Raw genomic sequence first — 23,852 nt, forward strand, 5'->3', positions numbered from 1 at the left:
GAAGGAGCCCCCGATGTCCGTCCGGACCGAACGCAACGGCCCTGTCAGCACCGTGATCCTGTCCCGCCCGGACGTACGCAACGCGGTCGACGGCCCGACCGCCGCCGGACTCGCCGCCGCCTTCCGTGAGTTCGAGGCGGACGACTCGGCCCGGGTGGCGGTGCTGTGGGGCGAGGGCGGCACGTTCTGCGCGGGCGCCGACCTCAAGGCGCTGGGCACCGGGCGCGGCAACGAGGTCGCCGAGGAGGGGGACGGCCCGATGGGTCCGACGCGGATGCGGCTGTCCAAGCCGGTGATCGCGGCGGTCGCCGGGCACGCGGTGGCGGGCGGTCTGGAGCTGGCGCTCTGGTGCGATCTGCGGGTCGCCGAGGAGGACGCCGTGTTCGGGGTGTTCTGCCGCCGCTGGGGTGTGCCGCTGATCGACGGCGGCACGGTACGGCTGCCCCGGCTGATCGGCACCGGCCGGGCGCTGGACATGATCCTGACGGGCCGGCCGGTACCGGCCTCGGAGGCGCACGAGATGGGCCTGGCCAACCGTGTCGTGCCCACCGGCACCTCGCGCGCCGTCGCCGAGGAACTGGCCGCCGCCGTCGCGGAGTTCCCGCAGGCGTGTCTGCGCTCCGACCGGGCGTCGGTGCTGGACCAGGAGGGCCTGTCCGAGGAGGCCGCGCTGCGTGGTGAACTCCGCTACGGCATGGGCGTGTTGGCGGAGAGCCTGGAGGGAGCCGCCCGGTTCGCGTCGGGAGCGGGCCGGCACGGGTCGTTCAAGAGCCTCTGAACGGCGCCGGCCACCCGCACCCCGGCACGGGCGGCCTCGCCCGCGCTCTGCCCGGGGTGGAGCAGCCCTCCCGCGGCGAACACCCCGGCGCGCGAGGTCTCGGGGGCCAGGGTCAGCCCCCCGCGCCGCGCCAGCTCGTGCTCGGGCACGAAGTCGCCGGTGAAGACGACGGTGTCGCAGGCCAGCACGGCCCTGCGGCCGTCCCGGTGCCGGACGCGGACACCGGACAGCCGTCCGTGGCCGAGGAGTTCGGCGACGGCGGCCCCGGTGAGCAGGGGGACGCGCAGACGCAGTCGGACGTCCTGGGCGCGGGCCCATGTGACCTCGGGCCGCTCCGACTCGGTGACCATGGCCACGACGTCGGCTCCGGCGGCCCGTACGGTGTCGGCGGCCGCGTACGAGACACCCTCCGCTCCGACGATCACCGCCCGGGTGCCGATGGGCTGCCGGTACAGGTGCACCGCCTGCTGGAGCTCCCCGGTGGTGTAGACGCCGGCCGGCCGGGTCCCGGGCACCAGGCGTGCGGAGCGCGGGCGTTCGCGGGCGCCGGTGGCCAGGATCACCGCGCGCGCCCCGACGGTCTCCGGGCCGTCCGGGCCGACGGTGGCGAGCGCGAGGGGGCCGGCCCAGTCGAGGGCACTCACCCCGGTCCGTACGACCGCTCCGGTCCGTGCGGCGGCGTCGGCGAGCAGCCGCGCGTAGGCGGGGCCCGTCAACGGGCGCAGCCAGGTGCCGAACCCGCCGTGCGCGCAGTGCCGTGGCACTCCCCCGGCCCGCTGCTCCCGGTCCAGCACCTCGACCCGGCCGAGCCCCCCGGCGGCCAGCCGGGCGGCGGCCGCGAGCCCCGCGGGACCGGCGCCGACCACGAGCACGTCGACCTCGCGGGTCATCGGCGGGCCTCCTCGAACAGCTCCCGGACCGCCGCCCCGCAGTAGAACCCCTGGCAGCGCCCCGCGCGGGCCCGGGTGCGGCGGCGCAGCCCGTCGAGGTTGCCCGGCGGGACGACGCCGGCGAGGGCGTCGCGGATCTCTCCTCGGGAGACGCGTTCGCAGTGGCAGACGAGGGTGCCGTACTCCGGGTCGGCGGCAATGAGTTCGGGGCGCTGGTAGGGGCGGGGGAAGGCCTCGCCGAGGTTGGGCATACGGACGGGCTCCAGATCATGGTCGGGCCCCAACTCCAGCCCACTGTCCGCCAGTTGTTCGGTGACGTACTCCGCGATGGCGAGCGAGGCCGTGAGCCCCGTCGAGCGGATGCCGCCCACGGTGACGTACGACTGCTCCGGGTGGACGCGGATGCGGTAGTCCTCGTGCTCGGTGGCGGCGCGCAGCCCGGCGTAGACGGCGGTGACCTCCTCGTCGAGCAGCTCGGGCAGGATGCGGCGGCCCTTCTCCCGCAGCAGGGACAGGCCTTCGGCGGAGGACTGGGTGGCCCGTTTGTCGTGGACGTCCTCGGCGGTGGGGCCGAGCAGGACGTTGCCGTAGACGGTGGGGGCCACCAGGACTCCCTTGCCGAGCGCCGTCGGGACGGGCAGGAGGATGTGCCGGATCAGTGACCGGGCGAACTTGTCGAAGACGAGGAGCTGGCCGCGGCGCGGGGTGACGGTGAAGTCGTCGTGGCCGCGCTGCCGGTCGAGGGTGTCGGCGTGCAGACCGGCCGCGTTGACGACCCAGCGGGCGTGGAGAGCACCCCGGGTCGTGTCGGAGAGGCCGTCCCGCACACGGCAGTTGAGGTGCAGGTCGACTCCGTGCCGGACCGCCTGCGTGGCGTACGCCAGTGTCGTCGTCCAGGGGCAGATGACGCTCTCGCCAGGGACGTGGAGGGCGCCCAGCGCGCCGGGGCCCAAGTGCGGCTCGCGCTCGTACAGTTCGGCGCTGTCGAGCAGCCGCGTCTCCTCGTACCGGTTCCGCTCGGCCTTCTCCGCGAGCCTGGGCAGCGCGGCGAGCTGTTCCTCGTCCCAGGCGACGAGCAGGGCGCCGACCGGTTCGACGGGGATGCCCGACTCGGCCGCGTAGGCGTGGAGTCGGTGGTACCCCTCGCGGACCAGCCGTGCCTCCAGCGAGCCCGGGACCGCGTCGAACCCGGTGTGCAGGATCGCGGTGTTGGCCTTCGAGGTGCCCTGACCCACGTCGTCCTGTGCCTCGACGAGGGCGATCCGCAGGCTCGGGTACCGGGCGAGTTCGCGGGCGATCGCGCAGCCGACGACTCCGGCGCCGACGATCGCCACGTCGTACGGCGTCGTCGGCAGCGGTCCGTGTGTGGTGACCGTCATGCGGGGGTCCGGTCCAGCAGGGCCGCGACCTCGGCGCGGAAGGCGGCGCGACGCTCGGCGGCCCGGTCGGCGGTGATCCGGGGTTCGTACACGGCGGAGGGTTTCCAGTCGGGCAGCGCGTCGGCGAGCGACGATCCGGGCTGGGCGCCCAGCCGGGCGAGGGCGGCGACGCCGAGCGCGGTCGCGTCGGGCAGCGCGGACACCTCGACGGGGCGTTGCAGCAGGTCGGCCTGGGTCTGCATGAGGAGGGTGGAACGGCTCAGGCCGCCGTCCACGCGGAGCGTCGTCAGGAGCGCCCCGAGATCGGTGCCGGCCGCGTCGGCGAGTTCTGCGACCTGGGCGGCGATGCCCTCGCACAGGGCCCGCACCAGGTGGCCGGCGCCGGTGTCGAGGCCGAGGCCGGTGAGCGAGCCGCGCAGATCGCCGCGCCACCAGGGGGCGGCGAGCCCGGCCAGCGCGGGGACGAAGGTGACGCCACCGCTGTCGGGCACGGTCGCGCCCACGGTGTCGAGGTCGGCGGCGCCCTCGATGACGCCGAGGTCGGTGAGCCAGCGCACGGCGGACGCGGCGGTGTACACCTGCCCGTCGAGGCAGTAGGCGGTCTGTCCGGCGAGCCGCCAGGCGACGCAGCTCACCAGCCCCGAGGTGCCACGGGCGGGAATGTCTCCGGTGTGGGCCAGGAGGAACGCGCCGGTGCCGTAGGTGCACTTGGCGCCGCCGGGCGCGGTGACACGCTGGGCGAGCAGGGCGGCCTGCTGGTCCACGGCGAGGCCGGTGAGCGGTATCTCCGGCCCGAACTCCTTGGTCATGCCGATGTGTCGGGCGTTGTCGACGACCTTCGGGAGCCGTTCGTCGGCGAGTCCGTACAGGTCCAGGGCGCGCGGCGACCAGCAGGCGCGGTCGAGGTCGAGGAGCTGGGTACGGCCGGCGGTCGCCGCGTCGGTGACGAAGGCGCCGGTGAGCCGGTGCACGAGCCAGGCGTCGGTGGTGGTGACGACGCCCTCACGGGTGCGGTGGCAGCGCAGCCAGGCCATCTTGGGCGCGGCGAAGTACGGATCGAGGGGAAGCCCGGTCAGCTCGCGCAACTCATCGGCGTATGGGGCGAGTTCCTCGCACACGGACTCCGCGCGACGGTCCTGCCAGACGAGGGCCTCGGTGAGCGGGCGGCCGGTGTCGGGGTCCCAGCCGAGCACGGTCTCGCCCTGGTTGGCCAGGCCCAGCGCCACGACGGGCTCGCGCGCCTCGGCCAGGGCGCGCCGGCCGGCCTCGACGACCGAGGCGTACAGCTCCTCGGGGTCGACCTCGACCAGGCCGCCGGGCAGATGGCGTGGGCGCACCTCGGCGAAGCCGGCGCCGACGACACCGCGTTCGGGGCAGACGACGAGGGCCTTGGTGCCGGATGTGCCCTGGTCGACGGCGAGCACCGGACCTGTCATCGAGCCCCTCCCTCGGCGATCACAGTGCGACAGCCTGCCGTCGCCCGCCACGCCACGTCAAGCAGGGCTGACTGTCAGTCAACCCGCTTCCACCGCAAAGGAGTTCGAAAAGATCGGGAATCCGGGGAAGAGGCGGAACCTCCGCCTCTATAGTTTCCGCCGCGACCGACTCGAGCACCTCGACCGCCGCCCAGAGGAGGGCTGTTGTTACTCCACCTCGCCGTCAGAACCCGCCCGCTGCCATGGTCGGGGTGCTGATGGCAAGAGACGGAGCACGACCCGCCTACGACCCCGCGGGGCACGACACCGCACTGCGCGCCACCCTCCAGGAGGTGCGCACCGGACGCTGGATGTCGATGCGCCGACTCCTCACGGAGACCACCGCCTGGTGGCAGTGGACCCAGCGCACCCAGGTCCTCGCCACCGCCGCCGCAGGCACCGACGTGGTGCGCGCCTGGCTCGACGAGGAACCCCACAGCGTCCCGGCCACCGTGATGCACACGAGGGTCGCCGTGGAACGGGCGCTGCGGGCCCACCGCGAGGGCCACGCCCACACCCTCGACCTGTGGCGCGAGGCCTGGCGGGCGAGCCACACCGCGACCCTGGCCGCCCCGCAGGACCCCGTCCCGTGGGTGTGCCTGCTGGCGCTGGCCCGGCTGGACCGGGAGCGGCGGTGGGCCGAGCACCGGGTGCCGCCGCCCGGACCGATGCTGCCGGCGGGCCCGTGGGGTCTGCTCGCCGAGGCCGACAAGCGCGACCCGTACAACCGCGAGGCGCACCACCGGATGCTCCAGTTCCTCTACGAGCACGGCACCTCGGGGCGGCTCGCGGAGGCGGCCGGCTACGCGCACTGGGCCGCCGACACCGCTCCCCCGGGCTCCGCGCTGCACGTCCTGCCGCTGTACGTCCGGGTCGAGCGCTACCGGCGCTCCGGCGGCCGCGACGCCGCGCTCGACCTGCACTGGGTGGCCGAGGACGCCACCCGCGAGGCCCAGCGCGCGCTGTACGCCTGGTTCGAGCAGACCTTCACCGCCGAGCGCTCCCTGCTGGACCTCAACCATCTCGCCCACGCCCTGTGGGGCGCCCTCCAGTTCTCCGACGCGGCCCGGGTGTTCGAGGCGCTCGGCCCGTACTGGACGCCCCTGCCCTGGGCGTACCGCACCGATCAGGGCGACACCGCACGGGCCGTGGAGGTCTTCCTCCAGGCCCGGGCCCGCTGCCATCCCGCGTGACCCGTCACCAGTCCCGGAGGTTCGTATGTCCCGCACCACCGACGGCCGCCCCCCGCACGACGAGGAACAGCGCCTGCGCGAGCTCGGCTACCGGCCGGTCCTCGCCCGCCGCATGGGCGGCTTCGGCAACTTCGCCATCAGCTTCTCGGTGATCTCGATCCTGTCCGGCTGTATGACCCTGTACGGCTTCGGTCTCGGCACCGGCGGCCCCGCGGTGATGCTGTGGGGCTGGGCCGGCGTCGGCCTGTTCGTGCTGTGCGTGGGCCTCGCGCTCGCCGAGGTCACCAGCGCCTACCCGACGTCCGGCGCCCTCTACTACATGGCCGACCGGCTCGGCGGCCGCCGCTGGGGCTGGTACACGGGCTGGCTGAATCTGCTCGGTCTGCTGGGCGCCATCGCCGGCATCGACTACGGCGCGGCGCTGTTCGCGGGCGCGTTCGCCAATCTCCAGTGGGGTTTCGAGCCGACGCCGGAGAAGACCTTCCTGATCTTCCTGACGATCCTGCTGCTGCACGCCGTACTGAACCTCTTCGGCGTGCGCCTGGTCAGCGTCCTGAACTCCGTCAGCGTGTGGTGGCACCTGGCGGGCGTGGCCCTGATCGTCGGCGCGCTGGCGATCGTCCCCGACCACCACCAGTCCCCGTCCTTCGTCTTCACCGAGTTCGTCAACGACACCGGCTGGTCGAGTTCCCTGTACGTGGCCGCGATCGGGCTGCTGCTCGCCCAGTACACCTTCTCCGGCTACGACGCCTCGGCCCATCTGTCCGAGGAGACCTCCAACGCCTCGGTGTCGGCCGCCAAGGGCATCGTCCGCTCCATCTGGGTGTCCTGGATCGCCGGCTTCGTCCTCCTCGCGGGCCTCACCTTCGCCATCCAGGACTACGACGCCACCCGGGCCACGGACACGGGGGTGCCGCCCGCGCAGATCCTGCTGGACGGTCTCGGCACCGACGGCGCGAGCGCGCTGCTCGTGGTGGTGATCGTCGCCCAGCTGTTCTGCGGCAACGCCGAAGTCGCCGCCGCCAGCCGCATGGTGTTCGCGTTCAGCCGCGACGGGGCGCTGCCCGGTTCCGCCCTGTGGCGCAAGGTCAGCGGCCGCACCCAGACCCCGGTCGCGGCCGTGTGGCTGTCGGTGGTGGTGGCCGGCCTCCTCGCCCTGCCGTCCCTGTACTCGGCGACCGCGTACGCGGCGGTCACCGCCATCAACGTCATCGGCATCACCCCCGCGTACGCCATCCCCGTACTGCTGCGGCTGCGCGCGGGCGACCGCTTCCAGCCGGGTCCCTGGAGCCTGGGCCGGTGGAGCAGGCCGATCGGCTGGATCGCGGTCGTGTGGGTGGCGTTCGTCACCGTGCTGTTCTGTCTGCCGCAGGTGTCGCCGGTGACGGTCGACACGATGAACTACGCCTCCGTCGCCCTGGCCGTCGTACTCGTCCTCGCCACGGTGTGGTGGTACGTCGCCCGCCGTTCGTACGGGACGCCCACCGCCGCGGCCTACGGATCCGACCGTGACCAGGCGGAACTGGCCGAGGGGATCGTCTGAGCGCCGTCCCGCGCCCCCGAGGCCGTCTACGAACTCCTGTGCCGGATACGGCAGGATGAGCGGTCGCGTCCGCCGCGTCCTCACCGGCGGCGCGCTCGCTCATCCAGCAATGTCGAACAGGTGGCAATGTGACTGCATTTCAACGGGATCTCACCATGGACGACCTGGTCGTCCCCGGAATCGCCGTGGTCGCGGGCCTGGTTGCCGCGTTTCTTCTGCGGATCCTGCTCAAGTGGCTGGGCAAGCACGCCGACCGCACGAAATGGAGCGGTGACGACGTCATCGTGGCCGCGCTGCGGACCGTGGTGCCCGCGGCGGCCATCGCGGGTGGCATCGCCGTCGCCGCGGCGGCGCTGCCGCTGACGAAGACGACCCAGCGCACCACCAACCAGGTCCTGACCGTGCTGCTGATCTTCGTGGTCACGGTGGCGGCGGCCCGGCTGGTGGCGAGCCTGATGCGGTCGGTCACCCAGTCCCGCCCCGGCGTCGCCGGCTCGGCCACGATCTTCGTCAACATCACCCGCGTACTGGTCCTGGCGATCGGTTTCCTGGTGGTGCTCCAGACCCTGGGCGTCTCCATAGCGCCCATGCTCACCGCCCTGGGCGTCGGCGGTCTGGCGGTCGCGCTCGCCCTCCAGGACACCCTCGCCAACCTCTTCGCGGGCATCCACATCCTCGCCTCCAAGACCGTCCAGCCCGGTGACTACATCCGGCTGAGCAGCGGCGAGGAGGGCTACGTCGAGGACATCAACTGGCGTCAGACGACCGTGCGCGCGCTCTCCAACAACCTGGTCGTCATCCCCAACGGGGAGCTCGCCAAGTCGAACATGACCAACTTCATGCGTCCCGAGCAGCAGTTGACGATCCTGGTCCAGGTCGGCGTCGCCTACGACAGCGACCTGGAGCATGTCGAGCGGGTGACCATCGAGGTCGTCGCCGAGGTGATGACCGAGATCACCGGTGCCGTCCCCGACCACGAGCCGCTGGTCCGCTTCCACACCTTCGGCGACTCCCGGATCGGTTTCACCGTCATCCTCGGCGTCGGCGAGTTCAGCGACCAGTTCCGTATCAAGCACGAGTTCATCAAGCGGCTGCACCGGCGCTACCGCGAGGAGGGCATCCGCATCCCGGCGCCCACCCGGACGGTGGCGCTCCAGCAGGGCGCCGTGGTGATCCCGCAGCAGCGGGGTGTAGAGGAGGCGAGCGAAGTGACCTCCGCCCGCCTCGACTGACGGCGTCGTTGACCAAGGCAGCCTTCGGTCAAGCATTGCGACCTGACGGAGATGGGGCGCCATGGCATGGACAGCCGTCCCTCACTCGTTCGTATGAGCGTTCAGAAAATCGTAGGGCGAGGCGAATCCCCTCATTAGGTTTGGCGTCATGACGACACCGCAAGCAGCTGACCGGGGCGTGCACATCCGGTACACCTACCGGCTGCGCGTGTCGTCGACAGCCAAAGCGGCGCTCCTCGCGGAGTGGGACCGGTGCCGGTGGGTCTGGAACGAGTGCGTGGCCCGCTCGAAGAGGGCTCACCTCGACAGGCAGAAGTGCGGCCCAGCCGGGCTGGACAAGCTGCTGACCGAGGCTCGTGGCATCACGCCGTGGCTGGCCGAGGGATCGAGCGTTCCGCAGCAGCAGCTCATCCGCGATTTCGGCACATCCCGGGCAAAGGCTCTCCAGGACATCAAGGACAGGCTGCCGGCCAGCAGCGGGCTGGCATGCCGGGCCACAAGAAGAAGCACGAAACCGACCCGACCCTGAACTACACACGTCGCGGCTTCCGGCTCAAGAACCGTCGTCTGCATGTGGCGGGCGGGATTGTGCTGACGGTCGTGTGGTCACGGGAGCTGCCTGCCGCACCGTCCTCGGTGCGGGTATACCGGGATGTCGTCGGGCACTGGTACGCCTCGTTCGTCGTCCCAGCTCAGATCGAACCGCTGACAGCGACCGGCCGAGCGCTCGGTGTCGACTGGGGTGTGAAGGAGACCGCAACCACAACCGACGACGCCCACGATCTCCCTCATGCCGAGCACGGTCGGAAAGCGAAGGGGAAGCTGTCGCGGTACGACCGGATGATGGCCCGCCGCAAGCCTGAGAAGGGGCAAGCCAAGTCCGAGGGCTACCGGGAGGCAAAGCGGTGGCGGGCGAAGACCCATCAGAGAATTGCACGGCAACGCCAGGACACGGCCCGCAAGTGGGCAAAGCGCGTAGTGCGCGACCACGACGTCATCGCGGTTGAGGACTTCAAGCCGAAGTTCCTGGCCAAGTCCGGCATGGCCCGCAAGGCCGCTGACGCCGCCATCGGTGCCACCAAGCAGGCCCTGATCGAAATGGGCCGCAAGCACGAGCGAGACGTTCGCCTGGTGCACCCCGCCTACACCACCATGGACTGCGCAACGTGCGGAGCGAGAACCAAGCACGCACTTCCGCTGTCCGAACGTACCTGCACCTGCACCACGTGCGGCGCCGTCTCTCCCAGAGACAAGAATTCCGCCCGCGTGATGCTCGTCCGGGCAGGTCTGATCCCGGCCGGTGCTGAGGGCGTAGGACCTCCTGGAGCGCTGCTCCAGGAGGCGGCCTGAGCCAGGAATCTTCTTCCTCCGGGAAGGAGAGCAGTCAATCTGGTGCGATATCTCACGCCAGCGTGCGCCCTCCCCTGTCGCGGACCCCTGTCGAGCCCCGCCCGATCACGAGATATCTTGATGTCGAGCAATGTTGCAGACGTGGAGCGGAGCACCCGGTGACTGACTCGACCATCATCTATACGCACACTGACGAGGCCCCGGCCCTGGCGACGTATTCCTTCCTGCCGGTGGTCCAGGCGTACGCCTCGCAGGCGGGTGTCTCTGTGGAGACGCGGGACATCTCGCTGGCCGGCCGCATCATCGCGGTGTTCCCGGAGTACCTGACCGAGGACCAGCGCATCCCGGACGCCCTGCACGAGCTGGGCGAGCTGGCGAAGACGCCCGAGGCCAACATCATCAAGCTGCCGAACATCTCGGCGTCGATCCCGCAGCTCAAGGCCGCGGTCGCCGAGCTCCAGGCGCAGGGCTACGCGCTGCCGGCGTACCCGGACGACCCGAAGACCGACGAGGAGCGGGACATCCAGGCCCGCTACGACAAGGTCAAGGGCTCCGCCGTGAACCCGGTCCTGCGTGAGGGCAACTCCGACCGCCGCGCCCCCGCCTCGGTCAAGAACTACGCCAAGACCCACCCGCACCGCATGGGCGCCTGGTCCTCGGACTCGAAGACCAACGTCGCCACCATGGGGCAGAACGACTTCCGCTCCACCGAGAAGTCCGTCGTGATCTCCGAGGCCGGCGCGCTGCGCATCGAGCTGGTCGCCGAGGACGGCACCACCACGGTCCTGCGCGAGTCCGTACCGGTCCTCGAGGGCGAGGTCGTCGACGCGTCCGTGCTGCACGTGGCCGCGCTGCGGGAGTTCCTCACCGCGCAGATCGCCGAGGCCAAGGCCCAGGGGGTGCTGTTCTCCGTGCACCTGAAGGCCACGATGATGAAGGTCTCCGACCCGATCATCTTCGGCCACGTGGTGCGCGCCTTCTTCCCGAAGACCTTCGAGCAGTACGGCGAGACGCTGGCCGCGGCCGGCCTGTCCCCGAACAACGGCCTCGGCGGCATCTTCGGCGGCCTCGCCTCCCTCCCCGAGGGCGACGCGATCAAGGCCTCCTTCGACGCCGAGCTCGCCGAGGGCCCGGCCCTGGCGATGGTCGACTCCGACAAGGGCATCACCAACCTGCACGTGCCGTCCGACGTCATCGTCGACGCCTCGATGCCGGCCATGATCCGCACCTCCGGCCACATGTGGGGCCCGGACGGCGCCGAGGCCGACACCCTCGCGGTGCTCCCGGACTCCTCCTACGCCGGCGTGTACCAGGTCGTCGTCGACGACTGCCGCGCCAACGGCGCCTACGACCCCTCGACCATGGGCTCGGTCCCGAACGTGGGCCTCATGGCGCAGAAGGCCGAGGAGTACGGCTCCCACGACAAGACCTTCGAGATCAAGGCCGCCGGCACGGTCCGTCTGGTCGACCAGGCCGGCAACGCGGTCATCGAGCAGCCGGTCGCCGAGGGCGACATCTTCCGCGCCTGCCAGACCAAGGACGCGCCGATCAAGGACTGGGTGAAGCTCGCCGTCACCCGCGCCCGCGCCACCGGCGACCCGGCCGTGTTCTGGCTGGACGAGACCCGCGCGCACGACGCCAACCTGATCGCCAAGGTCAACGCGTACCTCCCGGAGCACGACACCGAGGGCCTGGACATCCGCATCCTCGCCCCTGTCGAGGCCACCAAGCTGTCGGTGGAGCGCATCCGCCGCGGCGAGAACACGATCTCGGTCACCGGCAACGTCCTCCGCGACTACCTGACCGACCTCTTCCCGATCCTGGAGCTGGGCACCAGCGCCAAGATGCTGTCGGTCGTCCCGCTGATGGCGGGCGGCGGCCTGTTCGAGACGGGCGCCGGCGGCTCCGCCCCGAAGCACGTCCAGCAGCTGGTCAAGGAGGACTACCTGCGCTGGGACTCCCTCGGTGAGTTCTTCGCGCTGGTCCCGTCCCTGGAGCAGTACGCGACCGCCACGGACAACCCGAAGGCCAAGGTCCTCGCCGACACCCTCGACCGCGCCACGGCGACCTTCCTCAACGAGGACAAGTCCCCGACCCGTCGCGTCGGCGGCATCGACAACCGCGGCAGCCACTTCTTCCTGTCCCTGTACTGGGCCCAGGAGCTGGCGGCCCAGACCGAGGACGCGGACCTCGCCAAGGCCTTCGCCCCGCTGGCGGAGACCCTCGCCGCCAACGAGCAGAAGATCGTCGACGAGCTGAACGCCGTCCAGGGCAAGCCGGCCGACATCGGCGGCTACTACCAGCCCGACCCGGCCAAGGCCGCGAAGGTCATGCGCCCGTCCACGACGTGGAACGACGCACTGGCGTCCCTGAGCTGACGCAAGCACACCGCAGGGTTCCGCCCCGGTCGGGTCCTCCCGGCCGGGGCGGTGGTGTGTCCGGGGGTGGACGGGTGTCCAGTCGGGCGGCACCGTACGGCAAAGAGACTTCCGTGACGCAATTGCGTGAGCCAAATGTCTCGGCCCAACTCCTCGCGGGTACAAGCACCTTGTGGGCAAGGCACACTTGCATCCGGCAATACTCCACAGCATCGATTGCGAGGGGTGAGGCGATGGCCACGGCCGGCGGGCCCACGGTACGGCGGCGTCAGCTCGGCGCGGAGCTGCGACGTCTGCGCGAGCAGGCCGGCAGACGGATCGAGGACGTCGCCACCCATCTCGAGTGTTCCATGTCGAAGATCAGCCGGGTCGAGACGGGCCAGGCCCCCATCAAGGCCCGGGACGTGCGCGACCTGCTCGAGTGGTACGGCGTCGGCGATCCGCTGCGCATCGAGACCGTGATGCAGATCCACAAGGACGCCCAGCAGCAGGGCTGGTGGGCGCACTACGGGGATGTGCTGCCCTCCGGCATGGCCACCTACGCGGGTCTGGAGGCCGACGCCCGCGTCCTGAGGTCGTACGAGTCGATGGTGGTGCACGGCCTGCTCCAGACCGAGGACTACGCCCGCGCGGTGATCGCCCCGCTGCCGTACAACCAGCCGTACGAGACGGACCAGTTGGTGCGCTTCCGCAAGGAGCGCCAGGCTCTGCTCACCCGGCAGCCCGACCCCCTGGAACTGTGGGTGGTGCTGGAGGAGAGCGCGTTGCGCCGACCGGTCGGGGGCAAGGACGTCATGACGGCACAGCTGAAGTACCTCGCGGAGGCGGCGGCCATGCCGAACGTCACCCTCCAGATCATGCCGCTCGCCAAGGGCGCGCACGCCGCCCTGTCCGGAGCCTTCTCCCTGCTGGAGTTCGAACCCCACACGCCTACAGTCGTCTACGTCAACTCCATGGCCGGCAACGTCTATCTGGAGAAGGAGCGCGACGTCCGCACCTTCATCCAGACGTTCGACCTGCTGCGGGCGGCGGCTCCGGATCCCCAGGAGGCGCTCGACCTGCTGGATCAGATCACAAGGGAGATGCAGAACTCATGAACAAGCGGAACGGCCCGCGCCCGCCGCAGGTCGGTCTCGAGAACGCCGTGTGGCACAGGAGCAGTTACAGCACGGGCAACGGGGCATGCGTCGAGATCACCTTCGTCGAGGAGGTGGTGGCGGTCCGGGACTCCAAGGACACGGACCGGTCGGCGCTCGCCTTCTCGCCACGCGGGTGGCGCGCGTTCCTCGCAACGGCCACCGAAGGCCGCCCGCACCAACGCTGAGCAACCGGCCAGGGGGGCTGACCGTGTACGACGTCTTATCCACCCACCCCGTAGCGTCCGACCCTTTCTACGCGGCGGAGACCTTCTGGGCCGCGGCCGGGGTCGCCGCCACCGTGGTGCTGGGGTGGTGCGGGATCTGGGCCGTGTTCCGCACGGCGTACCCCCGGCGTCGGCTCACCTGCACGGTCAGCCACGACCCACTGGTCCGCGGCCCGGTCGACGGCAGCCTGGAGATCAGTCACAACGGCATCCCCCTGACCGACCCGCACGTGGTCACGGTGGTGCTCACCAACTCGGGACGGCGGGACATAGCGAGCAGCGCCTTCGACCGCAGCGAGCCGTTCCGCCTGCGGCTGGGCGTCCCCTACGCCGAGTTGCTGAGCACCGAGTCCCGGCCCGGCGACGCCCAGGCACCCCCGGCCCGGGTACGCGGCGCCGAGCTGCGAATAGGCCCCGGCCGCCTCGGCTCCGGAACGACGGTCACCTATCGCCTCCTGGTCGACACGGTCCCCACCCACGACTTCCGGCACTCCCTGCTCGACGTGAGAGTCCAGTGCACGACCGCGTCGACCCCGCGCGGTCTGTCCCGCTCGGTGCCGATGGTGCGGCCCTGAGCACACCGCCGGCTCTGGAGAAAGGCGTGCGCGGTCACCCGCTCGTCGGCTCGCGGGCATGCTGTGATCATGCAGCACGCCACTGACAACGCCCCGGGAGCAGCCGTATGACACCGTCCTTCGAGGTCCTGCCCGGCGCCGCCGGCTCCCCCGTGATCCTGCATGTGCCGCATTCGGCGCGGGCGATACCGGCCGACGTGCGTGCGGGCATCCTGCTCGACGACACCGCGTTGGAACGGGAGCTGGATCACATCGTCGACGCGCACACCGCGGAGCTCGCGGAGGCGGCGGCGAAGGTGGCGGGGGTCGCGCCGTGGCGGTTCGTGAACCGGCTGTCGCGGCTGGTCGTCGACCCCGAGCGGTTTCCGGACGAGCGGGAGGAGATGCTCGCGGTCGGCATGGGCGCCGTGTACACGCTGACCACGCACCGGGAGGCGCTGCGGGGCGCGGACATCGATCCCGAGCCGCTCGTCGCGCGGTACTTCCGGCCGTACGCCGAGGCCATGACCGAGGCCGTGGCCGATCGGGTCGCCGCCGCCGGGCGGGCCGTGATCATCGATGTGCACTCGTATCCCAGCGAACCGCTCCCCTACGAGCTGCACGGCGACGGCCCGCGGCCGCCCGTCTGTCTCGGCACCGATCCCTTCCACACCCCGCCCGCGCTGCTCGCCGCCGCTCGGGAGGCGTTCGGGGAGACCGGGGTGGACAGCCCGTTCAGCGGGACGTATGTGCCGCTGGAGTTCTACGGGCGGGAGCCGCGGGTGTCCGCGCTGATGGTGGAGATCCGCCGGGACACCTATATGAGCGAGCCGGGCGGGCCCGCCGGGCCGGGGCTGGAGCGGCTCGCGTCGGCGCTCGCGGCGCTCGTCGACGCCGTCTCCCGCTGACCTCCGGCTGGAGCACTCCCGCGCGACACGGGGCCGCGCCGCGGTGAGGGTGGGTGGCATGACCGAGGAAACCACCACGCTCACCGGCCCTCCGGTACGGGACTGGCCCGCACTGGACCTGGACGGCACGGAGTTCGACCCCGTCCTCGCCGACCTCATGCGCGAGGGACCGCTGACCCGGATCAGGCTGCCGCACGGCGAGGGCTGGGCGTGGCTGGCCACCCGCTACGAGGACGTCAAGGCGATCACCAACGATCCGCGGTTCAGCCGCACCGCCGGGATGGACCGCCAGGTCACCCGGCTCGCCCCGCACTTCGCCCCCCGCGCGGGCTCTCCCGCCTGGGCCGACCAGCCCGATCACAACCGGCTGCGCAAGCCGGTGGCCGGCGCGTTCACGGCGAGCGCGATGAAACGGCTGCGGCCACGGGCGCAGGAGCTCCTCGATCCGCTGGTGGAGGGTCTCCTGCGGGACGGGCCGCCCGCCGATCTCGTCGAGCGGGTCCTCGAGCCCTTCCCGGTCACCCTGATCAGCGAGGTCATGGGGGTGCCCGCCGCCGACCGGGACCAGGTGCACGCCTGGGCGGCCACGATCGTCTCCACACAGGGCGGCGCCGAGGCCTCCGCCGAGGCCAAGAAGGGCCTGTTCGGCTGGATCGCCCGGACGATCCGGGAACGCGCCGACAGCAGGGGCGACGACGTGTACTCGCTGATCGGCGCGGCCGTGCGGCGCGGTGAGATCAGTGAGGAGGAGGCGGTCGGGCTGGCCGGGCCGTTGCAGATCGGCGGTGAGGCCGTCACCCACAACTGCGGCCAGACGCTGTACCTGTTGCTGACGCGGCCCGAGCTGATGGAGCGGATGCGCCATCAGCCGGAGGCCCGCCCGGGCGCCCTGGACGAGCTGCTGCGCCACGTCCCGCACCGCACCGCGGTCGGGCTCGCCCGGATCGCCCTGGAGGACGTCGAGCTGGGCGGGCTGCGGATCCGCGCGGGCGACCCGGTGTACGTCTCCTACCTGGCCGCCAACCGTGATCCGGAGGTCTTCCCCGACCCGGACCGCATCGACCTCGACCGGGATCCCAACCCGCATCTGTCCTTCGGCTACGGGCCGCACTACTGCACGGGCGCGATGCTCGCCCGGCTCCAGATCGAGCTCATGGTCGGCTCGCTCCTGGACCGGCTGCCGGGGCTGCGGCTCGCGGTCCCGGCCGACCAGGTGGCCTGGCGCCGGAAGACGATGATCCGCGGGCCGCAGTCCCTGCCCGTGACGTGGGACTGACTCAGACGGTCAGCCAGTCGGTGACGATCGCCCCCTCGTCGGTCCGCAGCCGCAACGCGAACGGGCCGACGGGGGACGCGTCGTAGGTGAAGCGCCCCATGTCGTCGGTGGTCAGCGGGGCACCCGCCTGGGGGCCGCTGAGCACCTCGATCAGTGCCTGCTGGGGCGGCAGCACCTGACCCAGCAGCTCCTGTCCGGTCACCTCGACGTCGACGGTGACCTCGCCCGCGCGGAAGGTCAGCATCCGCGGTACACCGGTGGCTCCCCGCACCGGGATGGCGTCCACCACCGAGTCGAAGGTCAGCTCGGCGATCCGGGCGTCGAGGTCGTGCAACGCGAAGGCCTCCACGGCGATCTGCCGCAGCGCCGCCGGCACCGGATCGAGGATCGCGGCGGCCCGGCGGAGCTCCTCCTCCAGCGGACCGACATCGAACTCCTCGCCGTCCGTGGCGTCTTCGTCGAAGTCGTCGTTCACGGTGCTCACACCGCCCCCCTTGCTTCCATGCGTGCCCGCAGCCGGCGCAGACAGCGCTGGCGCAGGGGTCCGATACTGCCCACCGCGATCCCCAGGGCCGCGGAGACCTCCTGGTAGCTGGGCGGTGGCGAGGCCATCAGGATGCGCAGCAACTGACGGCAGCGATCGCCGAGTTCCTCGAACTCCTGCCACAGTCGGCGGATCCGCTCGCTCTCCACCGCCGCCTCCTCGGAGTCGAGCAGCGACTGCTCGGGCGTACGGTCCTCGCTTACCCGGTCGAGCAGCTGCGGGTCGTCGGTGGGGGTGAGCCGCCTTAAGCTCTTGAGCACCTTCAGGCACTCGTGGCGTGCGGTGCTCGCCAGCCAGGAGCCGGCCTTCTGCGGTTCGCGGATCCGGCCCAGATGCTGGGCGAAGCGGAACCACACCGTCTGGTACACCTCGTGCGCGTCGGCGTCGGACAGGCGGTGCGCGCGCACGACGGACCACACCAGCGGGCTCAGCCCTTCCACGAGCGCCTTCCAGGCCGCCGCGTCACCGTCGACGGCGGACTGGACCAGCGCGCCGACATCTGCTCGGTCCACGGCCCCACCCCTCGTGTACGGCATGTCATCGTACGCCGTGACGGGGGCGAGTTCGGCCCTCACAGTTGTACGGCCGTGCTCGGGCGCCAGGTCGGCGGAATGAGCGCGGCGACGTGCGCCCCCCGTACCTCCGCGAACTCGGTGTTGTTCGCGATCAGTTGCTGCCGGGCGGCGCGCGGGTCGGTCTCCTTGTCGGCGGTCATGAACGCGGCCACCATGCCGGCCGCGGCAGGAGTGGCGAACGAGGTGCCGCTCCAGTGCGCGAACCCGTCGAACATCACCTGGTCCGGCTTGGCGGAGCCGCCTTCGTCGCTCAACACGCCCGCGTGACGGGGGTGTTGGCAGGTGCAGAGATAGGTGAAGTGGAAGCGGCAGGCCTCGTAGGTGGAGTGCTGGTAGAGGTACGGGATCGGCGCGTCGAAGCCGGTGAGGGTGCTGGTGAGGCGCTCGCCGGGGGCGTAGGCGCTGACCCAGGAGCCGTGGTTGCTGAAGCAGGCGCCGTGGTCGCCGTCGGTGCGCAGGGCGCCTATCGCGAGGACGGAGCTCGCGTACTCGGGCAGGGAGGCGTAGGCGGCGGGCCAGAACGGCGTGGCGCTGGCGTTGTTGCCGGCGGCGGCGACCAACAGGGTGCGCTGCTGCCTCAGTTCGCGCATGAAGGCGTCGACGCCGAGCAGGCCGTCGGTGCGGCCGTTGGAGGTGCCGGCCGAGAGGCTGATGATGTCCGGCCAGCCCGCCTCGTCGACGGCGGCGAACAGCGCCTCGCCGAAGTCGGATTCGAGGATGGCGCCCGCGTCGTTGAGGGTGTTGCGCACGGTGATGTTCGTGTTGGGCGCGACGGACGCGAGGATCCCCGCGATGAACGTGCCGTGGCCGACGTACTGGAGCAGGTTGCCGTGCTCGTCGGTCTCGGTGCCGTGCAGGTCGCCCTGGACGTGGGAGAGCAGCGGGACCAGGGAGTAGTCGTGGGTGAGGCCGTTGTCGATGACGAGGACCCCGACCGCGGTGTCGGAGTCGTGACCGACCTCCGCGGGCGCCGGGTTGGTGCCCTGGTTGAGCGGGGCGGGCACGGGCTCGTCGCCGGGACAGGAGTTGACCGCGATCGACACCACGTGGTTGCGGCTGACCAGACGGCGTCCGGCGCGTCCCTCGGGTTCGCGCATGATCCGCAGGGCGTTGGCGACGGCCCGGTCGGCGCGCCGGTCGCCGTGGCCGGGGTCGCCGACCTGGATCCGGGTGATGCCGGAGCGGTTGGTCTCAGGGCCCGCCCGGCGCACCTGGTCGCCGCTCAGACCGGTCGCGGCGGTGAAGTGGTCGCGCACCGTGTCCTCGACGATTCGGGCCTCCTCACCGTCCCGGGCGAGCACGACACCCTTCTCGTAGATGAACTCGGCCGAATCGTCGGGCCCCAGGGCCAGGGCGACGTCGGGCATCGAACGTTGGATCTGGTCGAACTGCTCGGTGAATCGCTGTGGTGCCATGGCGTGTCCTCCCACTGGGGCGGTGGTCGTCAGTCAGAGTCGCGGGGCCGTTGATTGATACAGCGCCAAACCTGTGTGGCGCACTACCCGGACGACTACCATCCGTTGAGTGACGGCGAGAAGCGACTCGGTTCTCGAACTGCTGCCCTTGGTGTTCGCCGCCCCCAACCAGGCGCTGGCGCGGGCGGAAGAGGTACTCGGCACCGATCCCCCACCGCTGCACGCCTCCGTCGCCCACCAGGTCATCGGCATCTGGCAACGGGACTGGGGCGACCTGAAGATCGCGCTGGAGCATCTGCGGCGCGCCCGCGACCTGGCGGCCCGCGCGGAGTCGGCGGACCGTGAGGCGGATGTGCTGGCCGCGCTCGGGGTGGCGTTGGTGCACGCGGGGCGCACTCGGCAGGGCCTGGACGCGCTGGAGCGCGGGGTCGCGATCGGCACCGGGCACACCCGCGCGCGGGTCCTGTTCCGGCGGGCCTTCGCCTCCTGGGTCCTGGGTCTGCACCGGGAGGCGCTGGACGACGTACGCCGGGCGATTCCCGTGCTGCGGCAGGCGGACGACGTGATCTGGACCGCGCGGGCGCTCACGCTGCGCGCGACCGTGCATCTGGCGCTCGGCGCGGTGGAGCGGGCGGACGCCGACTTCACCGCGGCCGAGGCGCTGTGGGACACCACCGGCCAGGACCACGACAAGGCGGACGTGGTGGAGAGCCGGGGCCTGGCCGCGTTCCGGTCCGGGGACGTGCCGGTGGCGCTGCGGCTGCTCGACGAGGCCGAGGAGCGGTACGCCAAGCTCGGCACGCCGTCCTTCATGCTCTACATCCGGCGCTGCGAGGTCCTGATGGCCGCCGGGCTCGCCCCGGAGGCGCTGGCCGAGGCGGACGCGGCGATCGGGGTGCTCGACCGGAACGGCGGGCAGTCCACGCGCAAGGCGGAGCTGCTTCTGGCCGCGGCGCGGGCCGCCCGGCTGGCGGGCGATCCGCACACCGCGATCGCGCGGGCCGCGCTGGCGGTACGGCTGTTCGCGGGACAGCGGCGGCCCTGGTGGGAGACGCATGCCCGGCTGGTGCTGATCGAGGCTCGGGTCGCCGCCGGGCGCGGCTCGGGTCGGCTGGTCGCGGACGCGGCCGAAGTGGCCGAGCAGCTGGCCGCGTTCGGGGCGCCGGCCGCGCCCGAGGCCTCGCTGCTCGCGGGCCGGATCGCGCTCGACCTGGGCTGGACGGCCGACGCGGAACGGCATCTGGCGGTGGCGGCGCGCAGCCGGCGCAGCGGTCCGCCGCTGGCGCGGATGACGGGCTGGGCCGCGCAGGCGCTCCGGGCCCGGGCGGCGGGGTCCGGGCGAGGCGTGCTGGAGGCGTGCCGGCGCGGCCTGGACGTGCTCGACGACCACCGGATGACCCTGGGCGCCGCCGAGCTACGGGCCCGGGCGACCGCGCAGGGCGCCGAACTCGCCGCGCTGGCGCAGCGGGCCAGCCTCGACTCCGGACCGCGTCGGCTGCTGGTGTGGAGCGAGCGCTGGCGGGCCACCGCGCTGTCCACGCCGCCCACCCGGCCACCGGCCGATCCGACGCTGCTCGGCGATCTGACCGCGTTCCGGGAGATCGCGGCCCGCGCGGAGGAGGCCCGGATGGAGGGCCGCCCGGTACCGGCGCTCGACCGCGAACAGCGCCGTCTGGAAAGGGAGATCCGCTCCCGGACCCTGCACATCCGCGGCGACGCGCCCGGCTACGGCAGCCGGTTCGACCCCGCGCGGCTGCTGGAGCGGCTCGGGGACGAGGTCCTGCTCGTCGAACTCGCCGTGCTGGACGGGCGGGTCCAGGTGCTGTTGTGCGGGCAGGGGCGGGTGCGGCGGTTCGAGGCCGGGCGGCTCGCCGACGCGGAGACCGAGGCCGAGCATGTGCAGGCGGGGCTGCGGCGGCTGGCCCACCCCGGGGCGGAGGCGCGGCTCCCGCTGGTGCTGGAGGCGGGGCGCCGGCTTCAGGAGCTGCTGCTCGGTCCGGCGGCGGCGCATCTCGGTTCCGGGCCGGTCGTCGTCGTACCCCCGGGCCGGCTGCACCGGGTGCCGTGGGCGCTGCTGCCGGCGCTGCGGGAGCGGGTGCTCAGCGTGTCGCCGTCGGCGAGCGGCTGGCTGCGGGCCCGGGACACCGAGCCGCCGCCCGGCGGGCGCCAGGTGCTGGTGCGCGGGCCGGGGCTGGCGACGGAGGGCGCCGAGGTGCCCGAACTGGCGGGCCGGTACGGCGGTTCGACGGTGCTGGAGGACGACGAGGCGCGCGTGCCGCGGGTCCTGGAGGAGCTCGACGGGGCCGCCCTCGCGCACATCGCGGCGCACGGCACGTTCCGGGCCGACAGCCCGCTCTTCTCGGCGCTGCGGATGGCGGACGGGCCGCTCATCGTGCACGACTTCGAACGCCTGGACCGCAGCCCGTACCGGATCATCCTGTCCTGCTGCGACACCGCCCGCTTCGCCTCCGTCGGCGCCGACGAACTGCTCGGCCTGGTCACCGCGCTGCTGCCGCTGGGCACCGCGGGGGTGGTGGCGTGCACGGCACCCGTCAACGACGCCGCGGTGGTCCCGCTGATGCTCGCGCTGCACAAGGGCCTCGACGCCGGGCTCTCCCTTGCGGAGGCACTGCGCGACGCCCGCGCGGCCCTGCCGGAGGACGCCACGCATCAGGCGACGGGGTGGGCGTTCTCGGCGTTCGGGGCGGCGTGACGCTCCACGGGCCGAGCGGGACGGACGCCTGGCCCCGCGCAGACCGAGCGAGGGCGGGGCGGCGCCCTGCATGGTGTGACGCCCTGCGGGCCGAGAGGCGGAGGCTTGGCGCCTCGACGGGCCGGGCGGGGCGGACCGATTCCGCGCGGGCGATGGCGGGCCGACTCCGCGCGAGCCACGCGAGGGCCGCCTGACGCCCCGCCCTGCGGGCCGAGAGGCGGCGGCTCGGCACCTGCGGGCACGTGGTGGCGGCCTGACCCCTCCCCCGATCACGGGGGTCAGACCGCCAGTAGGGGGGCCGGCTCAGGCCGGCTGGGCGTCGGGGAGTTCCACGAGCCATGGCAGCGCGCCCCGGCCGCCCGCGCCGAGCCGGGCGTACGCGCTGTAGAGGTGGTTGCCGACGGTGCGGATGGACAGGGTCAGCTTCTCCGCGATCTGCCGGTTGCTGAGGCCGGCGGCCGCGAGGGTGACGATCTGCCGCTGGCGGGCGGTGAGTTCGCCGAGGACGAGACCGGACAGGGCCGGGGTGCGGGCCCCCTGGCAGCGCCGGGCCAGGGCGACCGCGCGGGTGCGTGAGGTGCGTGCGGCGCTCGGGTCGCGGTGGGCGTGCACGGCCTGGGCGCGGGCCTCGGCGGCGAAGAGCAGGAACCCGCGCTCCTCCAGCCGCTCGGCCGCCCGGTCGAGGCCGGGTCCGTCGGCGCGGGCGAGCGCGTCGGCGTGCAGGGCGAACACGTCGTCCCGGACCGGGGCCGGCTCGTCCATGGGCGCGCCGGGCCGGTGGCCCCACTGCGGCCCGCCGTCGCGCGTGAGCACGTCGGTGGACTCCCCCGAGGCCACCGCGTCCTCCCACTCGAGCGCCCCCTCGCCGGTCGACGTGCCGGGTGCGCCCAGGCGTACGGCGTCGTAGGTGCGGCTGACCGTCTCGAGGGCCGTGTCGAGGTCGCCGCGGGCGGCCGCTCGCCAGGCGTCCGCGCGGGGGCCGGCGTCCAGGTCGCTGTCCGTGAGTTCGCCGGACTGCAGGACGGCCAGGGCGAGTTCGGCACGGCAGGGCGCGTCGCCCGCCGTGTCCCGCAGCCCCTCCCTCGCCCAGGCCGCCGCCTCCCGCAGCTCTCCGCGCAGCCGTGCGAACCGCGCCCGCACGGCCGCGTACCGGGCCGGCACCGGCTCCCCCTCGGCCACGAGCCACTCCCCCACGGGCGCGCACGAGGTCGTCACGTCCGCCCGTTCCATCCGCCGTGCCAGCTCGGCCGCCTCCTCCTCCAGCGCCGCCTTGCACTGCTCCGGCGTACGGGCCAGCCGCCGGGCCCGGAGTCGGCCGGCCGCCGCCCGCAGGACGGGCCCGTGCAGGGGGTGGGCGAGACGGACGGCACCGTCGTCGTCGACGTGCACCATGCCGTCGGCCTCCAGGTCCTCCAGGGCGCGCAGGTCGAGGTCGTCCATGTGCGGGGTCAACGGCTCGGCGAACGCGAGGAGTTCGAGCACGTCACGCTCCGGCCGCTCCAGCACGCCGGCCGCCCGTTCCCGTACGGTCGTCGTGACCGGCACCGGTCCCCGCCACGCCCACTCGTCCGCGCCCGGCAGCCGGCCGAGCAGCCCGGCTTCGCGCACCGCGCCGAGCAGATCGCGCAGCAGCCGCAGATCCCCCTGGCACAGGCGGTGCAGCCGGTTCACGGTGAGCGGCTCCAGGCCTTCGCCGACGCCCGCCGCCAGCAGCTGGGCCGTCTCCTCGTGCGACAGCGGTTCCAGGACGAGGCGGGGCAGCAGTTCACCGGTCCAGAGCCGGGAGACGGCACCGGGGACGGGGGCGCCGTCCGTGGCCACGACCAGGAGCCGGGTGCGGCCGTGCACGGCGAGCTGGTGGACCAGGGCGGCCGAGGCGTCGTCGAGCAGGTGCGCGTCGTCGACCAGCAACAGCCGTACGGTGGAGAGCAGTTGGACGGCCCGGTGCAGGGAGACCGTCTCGGGCAGCAGATGGGCGAACGCGGCGAAGGGGATGTGCCGGGTCTCGGGTGTTCCGGCCACCCTGGCGCAGTCGGTGCCGCGGACGGCCTCCGTGACGAGCCGGGTCTTGCCGCAGCCCACCGGACCGGTCACCACGATGCCGTGGTGGCCGGCGGCGAAGGACCGGCGGATCAGCTCCAGTTCGTCCTCCCGGCCGGTGAAGGGCCAGGGCAGTTCCAGGGTCTTCGCGTCGCGTTCGAAAGTCGTCACGCCTACAAGAGCCCGAGTACTCACGCCTGATACACAGGGACTTGAGTAGCCCTCGACTCAGGCGCCCGAGGACCA

General features: G+C 72.5%; 17 protein-coding genes and 2 pseudogenes. 12 read left to right on the forward strand and 7 right to left on the reverse strand.

Features of this window, described 5'->3' with window-relative positions:
• Window positions 1-13: 13 nt before the first annotated feature.
• Complete coding sequence (locus ABKA17_RS08045; RefSeq protein ID WP_353691193.1) at window positions 14-778, forward strand: crotonase/enoyl-CoA hydratase family protein; 765 nt, start codon at window positions 14-16, stop codon at window positions 776-778.
• On the opposite strand, the pseudogene ABKA17_RS08050 reads toward ABKA17_RS08045, so the two are convergent.
• The 3 genes and pseudogenes from ABKA17_RS08050 to ABKA17_RS08060 form a co-directional block, all read right to left on the reverse strand.
• Window positions 691-1,668: pseudogene (locus ABKA17_RS08050) on the reverse strand (FAD-dependent oxidoreductase); the annotation flags it as partial. The gene ABKA17_RS08045 and the pseudogene ABKA17_RS08050 overlap by 88 nt on opposite strands.
• Window positions 1,665-3,047, reverse strand: a complete 1,383-nt coding sequence (locus ABKA17_RS08055) for an FAD-dependent oxidoreductase (RefSeq protein ID WP_353691194.1) — start codon at window positions 3,045-3,047, stop codon at window positions 1,665-1,667. The pseudogene ABKA17_RS08050 and the gene ABKA17_RS08055, both read right to left, overlap by 4 nt.
• Window positions 3,044-4,483: an FGGY family carbohydrate kinase gene (locus ABKA17_RS08060; protein WP_353691195.1), complete on the reverse strand. Its 1,440-nt coding sequence runs from the start codon at window positions 4,481-4,483 to the stop codon at window positions 3,044-3,046. The genes ABKA17_RS08055 and ABKA17_RS08060 overlap by 4 nt, the downstream gene beginning before the upstream one ends.
• A gap of 257 nt (window positions 4,484-4,740) precedes the next feature.
• Here ABKA17_RS08060 and ABKA17_RS08065 point away from each other — a divergent pair, with 257 nt between their 5' ends.
• The 10 genes and pseudogenes from ABKA17_RS08065 to ABKA17_RS08110 all read left to right on the forward strand — a co-directional run bounded on the left by ABKA17_RS08065 (window position 4,741) and on the right by ABKA17_RS08110 (window position 16,319).
• Entirely contained in the window at window positions 4,741-5,715 is a 975-nt protein-coding gene (locus tag ABKA17_RS08065) for a hypothetical protein (RefSeq protein WP_353691196.1), read from the forward strand.
• 25 nt (window positions 5,716-5,740) lie between these two features.
• Window positions 5,741-7,258, forward strand: coding sequence for an amino acid permease (locus ABKA17_RS08070; RefSeq protein WP_353691197.1), 1,518 nt, complete (start codon window positions 5,741-5,743; stop codon window positions 7,256-7,258).
• A 155-nt stretch (window positions 7,259-7,413) separates the two neighbouring features.
• The gene (locus ABKA17_RS08075; RefSeq protein ID WP_353691611.1) at window positions 7,414-8,490 is read left to right on the forward strand and encodes a mechanosensitive ion channel family protein; all 1,077 of its coding nucleotides are present in this window, start codon (window positions 7,414-7,416) and stop codon (window positions 8,488-8,490) included.
• Window positions 8,491-8,638: 148 nt separating this feature from the next.
• Window positions 8,639-9,840 (forward strand): annotated as a pseudogene (locus tag ABKA17_RS08080) (RNA-guided endonuclease InsQ/TnpB family protein).
• 158 nt (window positions 9,841-9,998) lie between these two features.
• A complete protein-coding gene (locus tag ABKA17_RS08085) occupies window positions 9,999-12,218 on the forward strand; it encodes an NADP-dependent isocitrate dehydrogenase (protein WP_353691198.1) in 2,220 nt (739 codons plus the stop codon).
• A 233-nt stretch (window positions 12,219-12,451) separates the two neighbouring features.
• Entirely contained in the window at window positions 12,452-13,315 is an 864-nt protein-coding gene (locus ABKA17_RS08090) for a helix-turn-helix domain-containing protein (RefSeq protein WP_353691199.1), read from the forward strand.
• Window positions 13,312-13,542 (forward strand): DUF397 domain-containing protein, encoded by a 231-nt coding sequence (locus tag ABKA17_RS08095; RefSeq protein WP_353691200.1) that lies wholly within the window; start codon window positions 13,312-13,314, stop codon window positions 13,540-13,542. Before ABKA17_RS08090 ends, ABKA17_RS08095 begins: the two co-directional genes overlap by 4 nt.
• A gap of 23 nt (window positions 13,543-13,565) precedes the next feature.
• Window positions 13,566-14,156, forward strand: a complete 591-nt coding sequence (locus ABKA17_RS08100; protein WP_353691201.1) for a hypothetical protein — start codon at window positions 13,566-13,568, stop codon at window positions 14,154-14,156.
• Between the two features lie 107 nt (window positions 14,157-14,263).
• A complete protein-coding gene (locus ABKA17_RS08105; protein WP_353691202.1) occupies window positions 14,264-15,043 on the forward strand; it encodes an N-formylglutamate amidohydrolase in 780 nt (259 codons plus the stop codon).
• Between the two features lie 58 nt (window positions 15,044-15,101).
• Window positions 15,102-16,319, forward strand: a complete 1,218-nt coding sequence (locus ABKA17_RS08110; RefSeq protein ID WP_353691203.1) for a cytochrome P450 — start codon at window positions 15,102-15,104, stop codon at window positions 16,317-16,319.
• Between the two features lies 1 nt (window position 16,320).
• Here the strand turns inward: ABKA17_RS08110 and ABKA17_RS08115 are convergent, their stop codons facing one another.
• The 3 genes from ABKA17_RS08115 to ABKA17_RS08125 are packed head-to-tail and all read right to left on the reverse strand — an operon-like array spanning window position 16,321 to window position 18,853.
• Complete coding sequence (locus ABKA17_RS08115) at window positions 16,321-16,794, reverse strand: hypothetical protein (RefSeq protein WP_353691612.1); 474 nt, start codon at window positions 16,792-16,794, stop codon at window positions 16,321-16,323.
• Window positions 16,795-16,799: 5 nt separating this feature from the next.
• Complete coding sequence (locus tag ABKA17_RS08120) at window positions 16,800-17,375, reverse strand: RNA polymerase sigma factor (protein ID WP_353691204.1); 576 nt, start codon at window positions 17,373-17,375, stop codon at window positions 16,800-16,802.
• A 59-nt stretch (window positions 17,376-17,434) separates the two neighbouring features.
• The gene (locus tag ABKA17_RS08125) at window positions 17,435-18,853 is read right to left on the reverse strand and encodes a S8/S53 family peptidase (protein WP_353691205.1); all 1,419 of its coding nucleotides are present in this window, start codon (window positions 18,851-18,853) and stop codon (window positions 17,435-17,437) included.
• 109 nt (window positions 18,854-18,962) lie between these two features.
• Here ABKA17_RS08125 and ABKA17_RS08130 point away from each other — a divergent pair, with 109 nt between their 5' ends.
• Entirely contained in the window at window positions 18,963-21,566 is a 2,604-nt protein-coding gene (locus ABKA17_RS08130) for a CHAT domain-containing protein (protein ID WP_353691206.1), read from the forward strand.
• A 303-nt stretch (window positions 21,567-21,869) separates the two neighbouring features.
• On the opposite strand, the gene ABKA17_RS08135 is transcribed toward ABKA17_RS08130, so the two are convergent.
• The gene (locus ABKA17_RS08135) at window positions 21,870-23,777 is read right to left on the reverse strand and encodes a LuxR C-terminal-related transcriptional regulator (RefSeq protein WP_353691207.1); all 1,908 of its coding nucleotides are present in this window, start codon (window positions 23,775-23,777) and stop codon (window positions 21,870-21,872) included.
• Window positions 23,778-23,852: the final 75 nt, after the last annotated feature.

Source organism: Streptomyces sp. RG80 (genome assembly GCF_040446465.1).
Classification (GTDB): Bacteria; Actinomycetota; Actinomycetes; order Streptomycetales; family Streptomycetaceae; genus Streptomyces.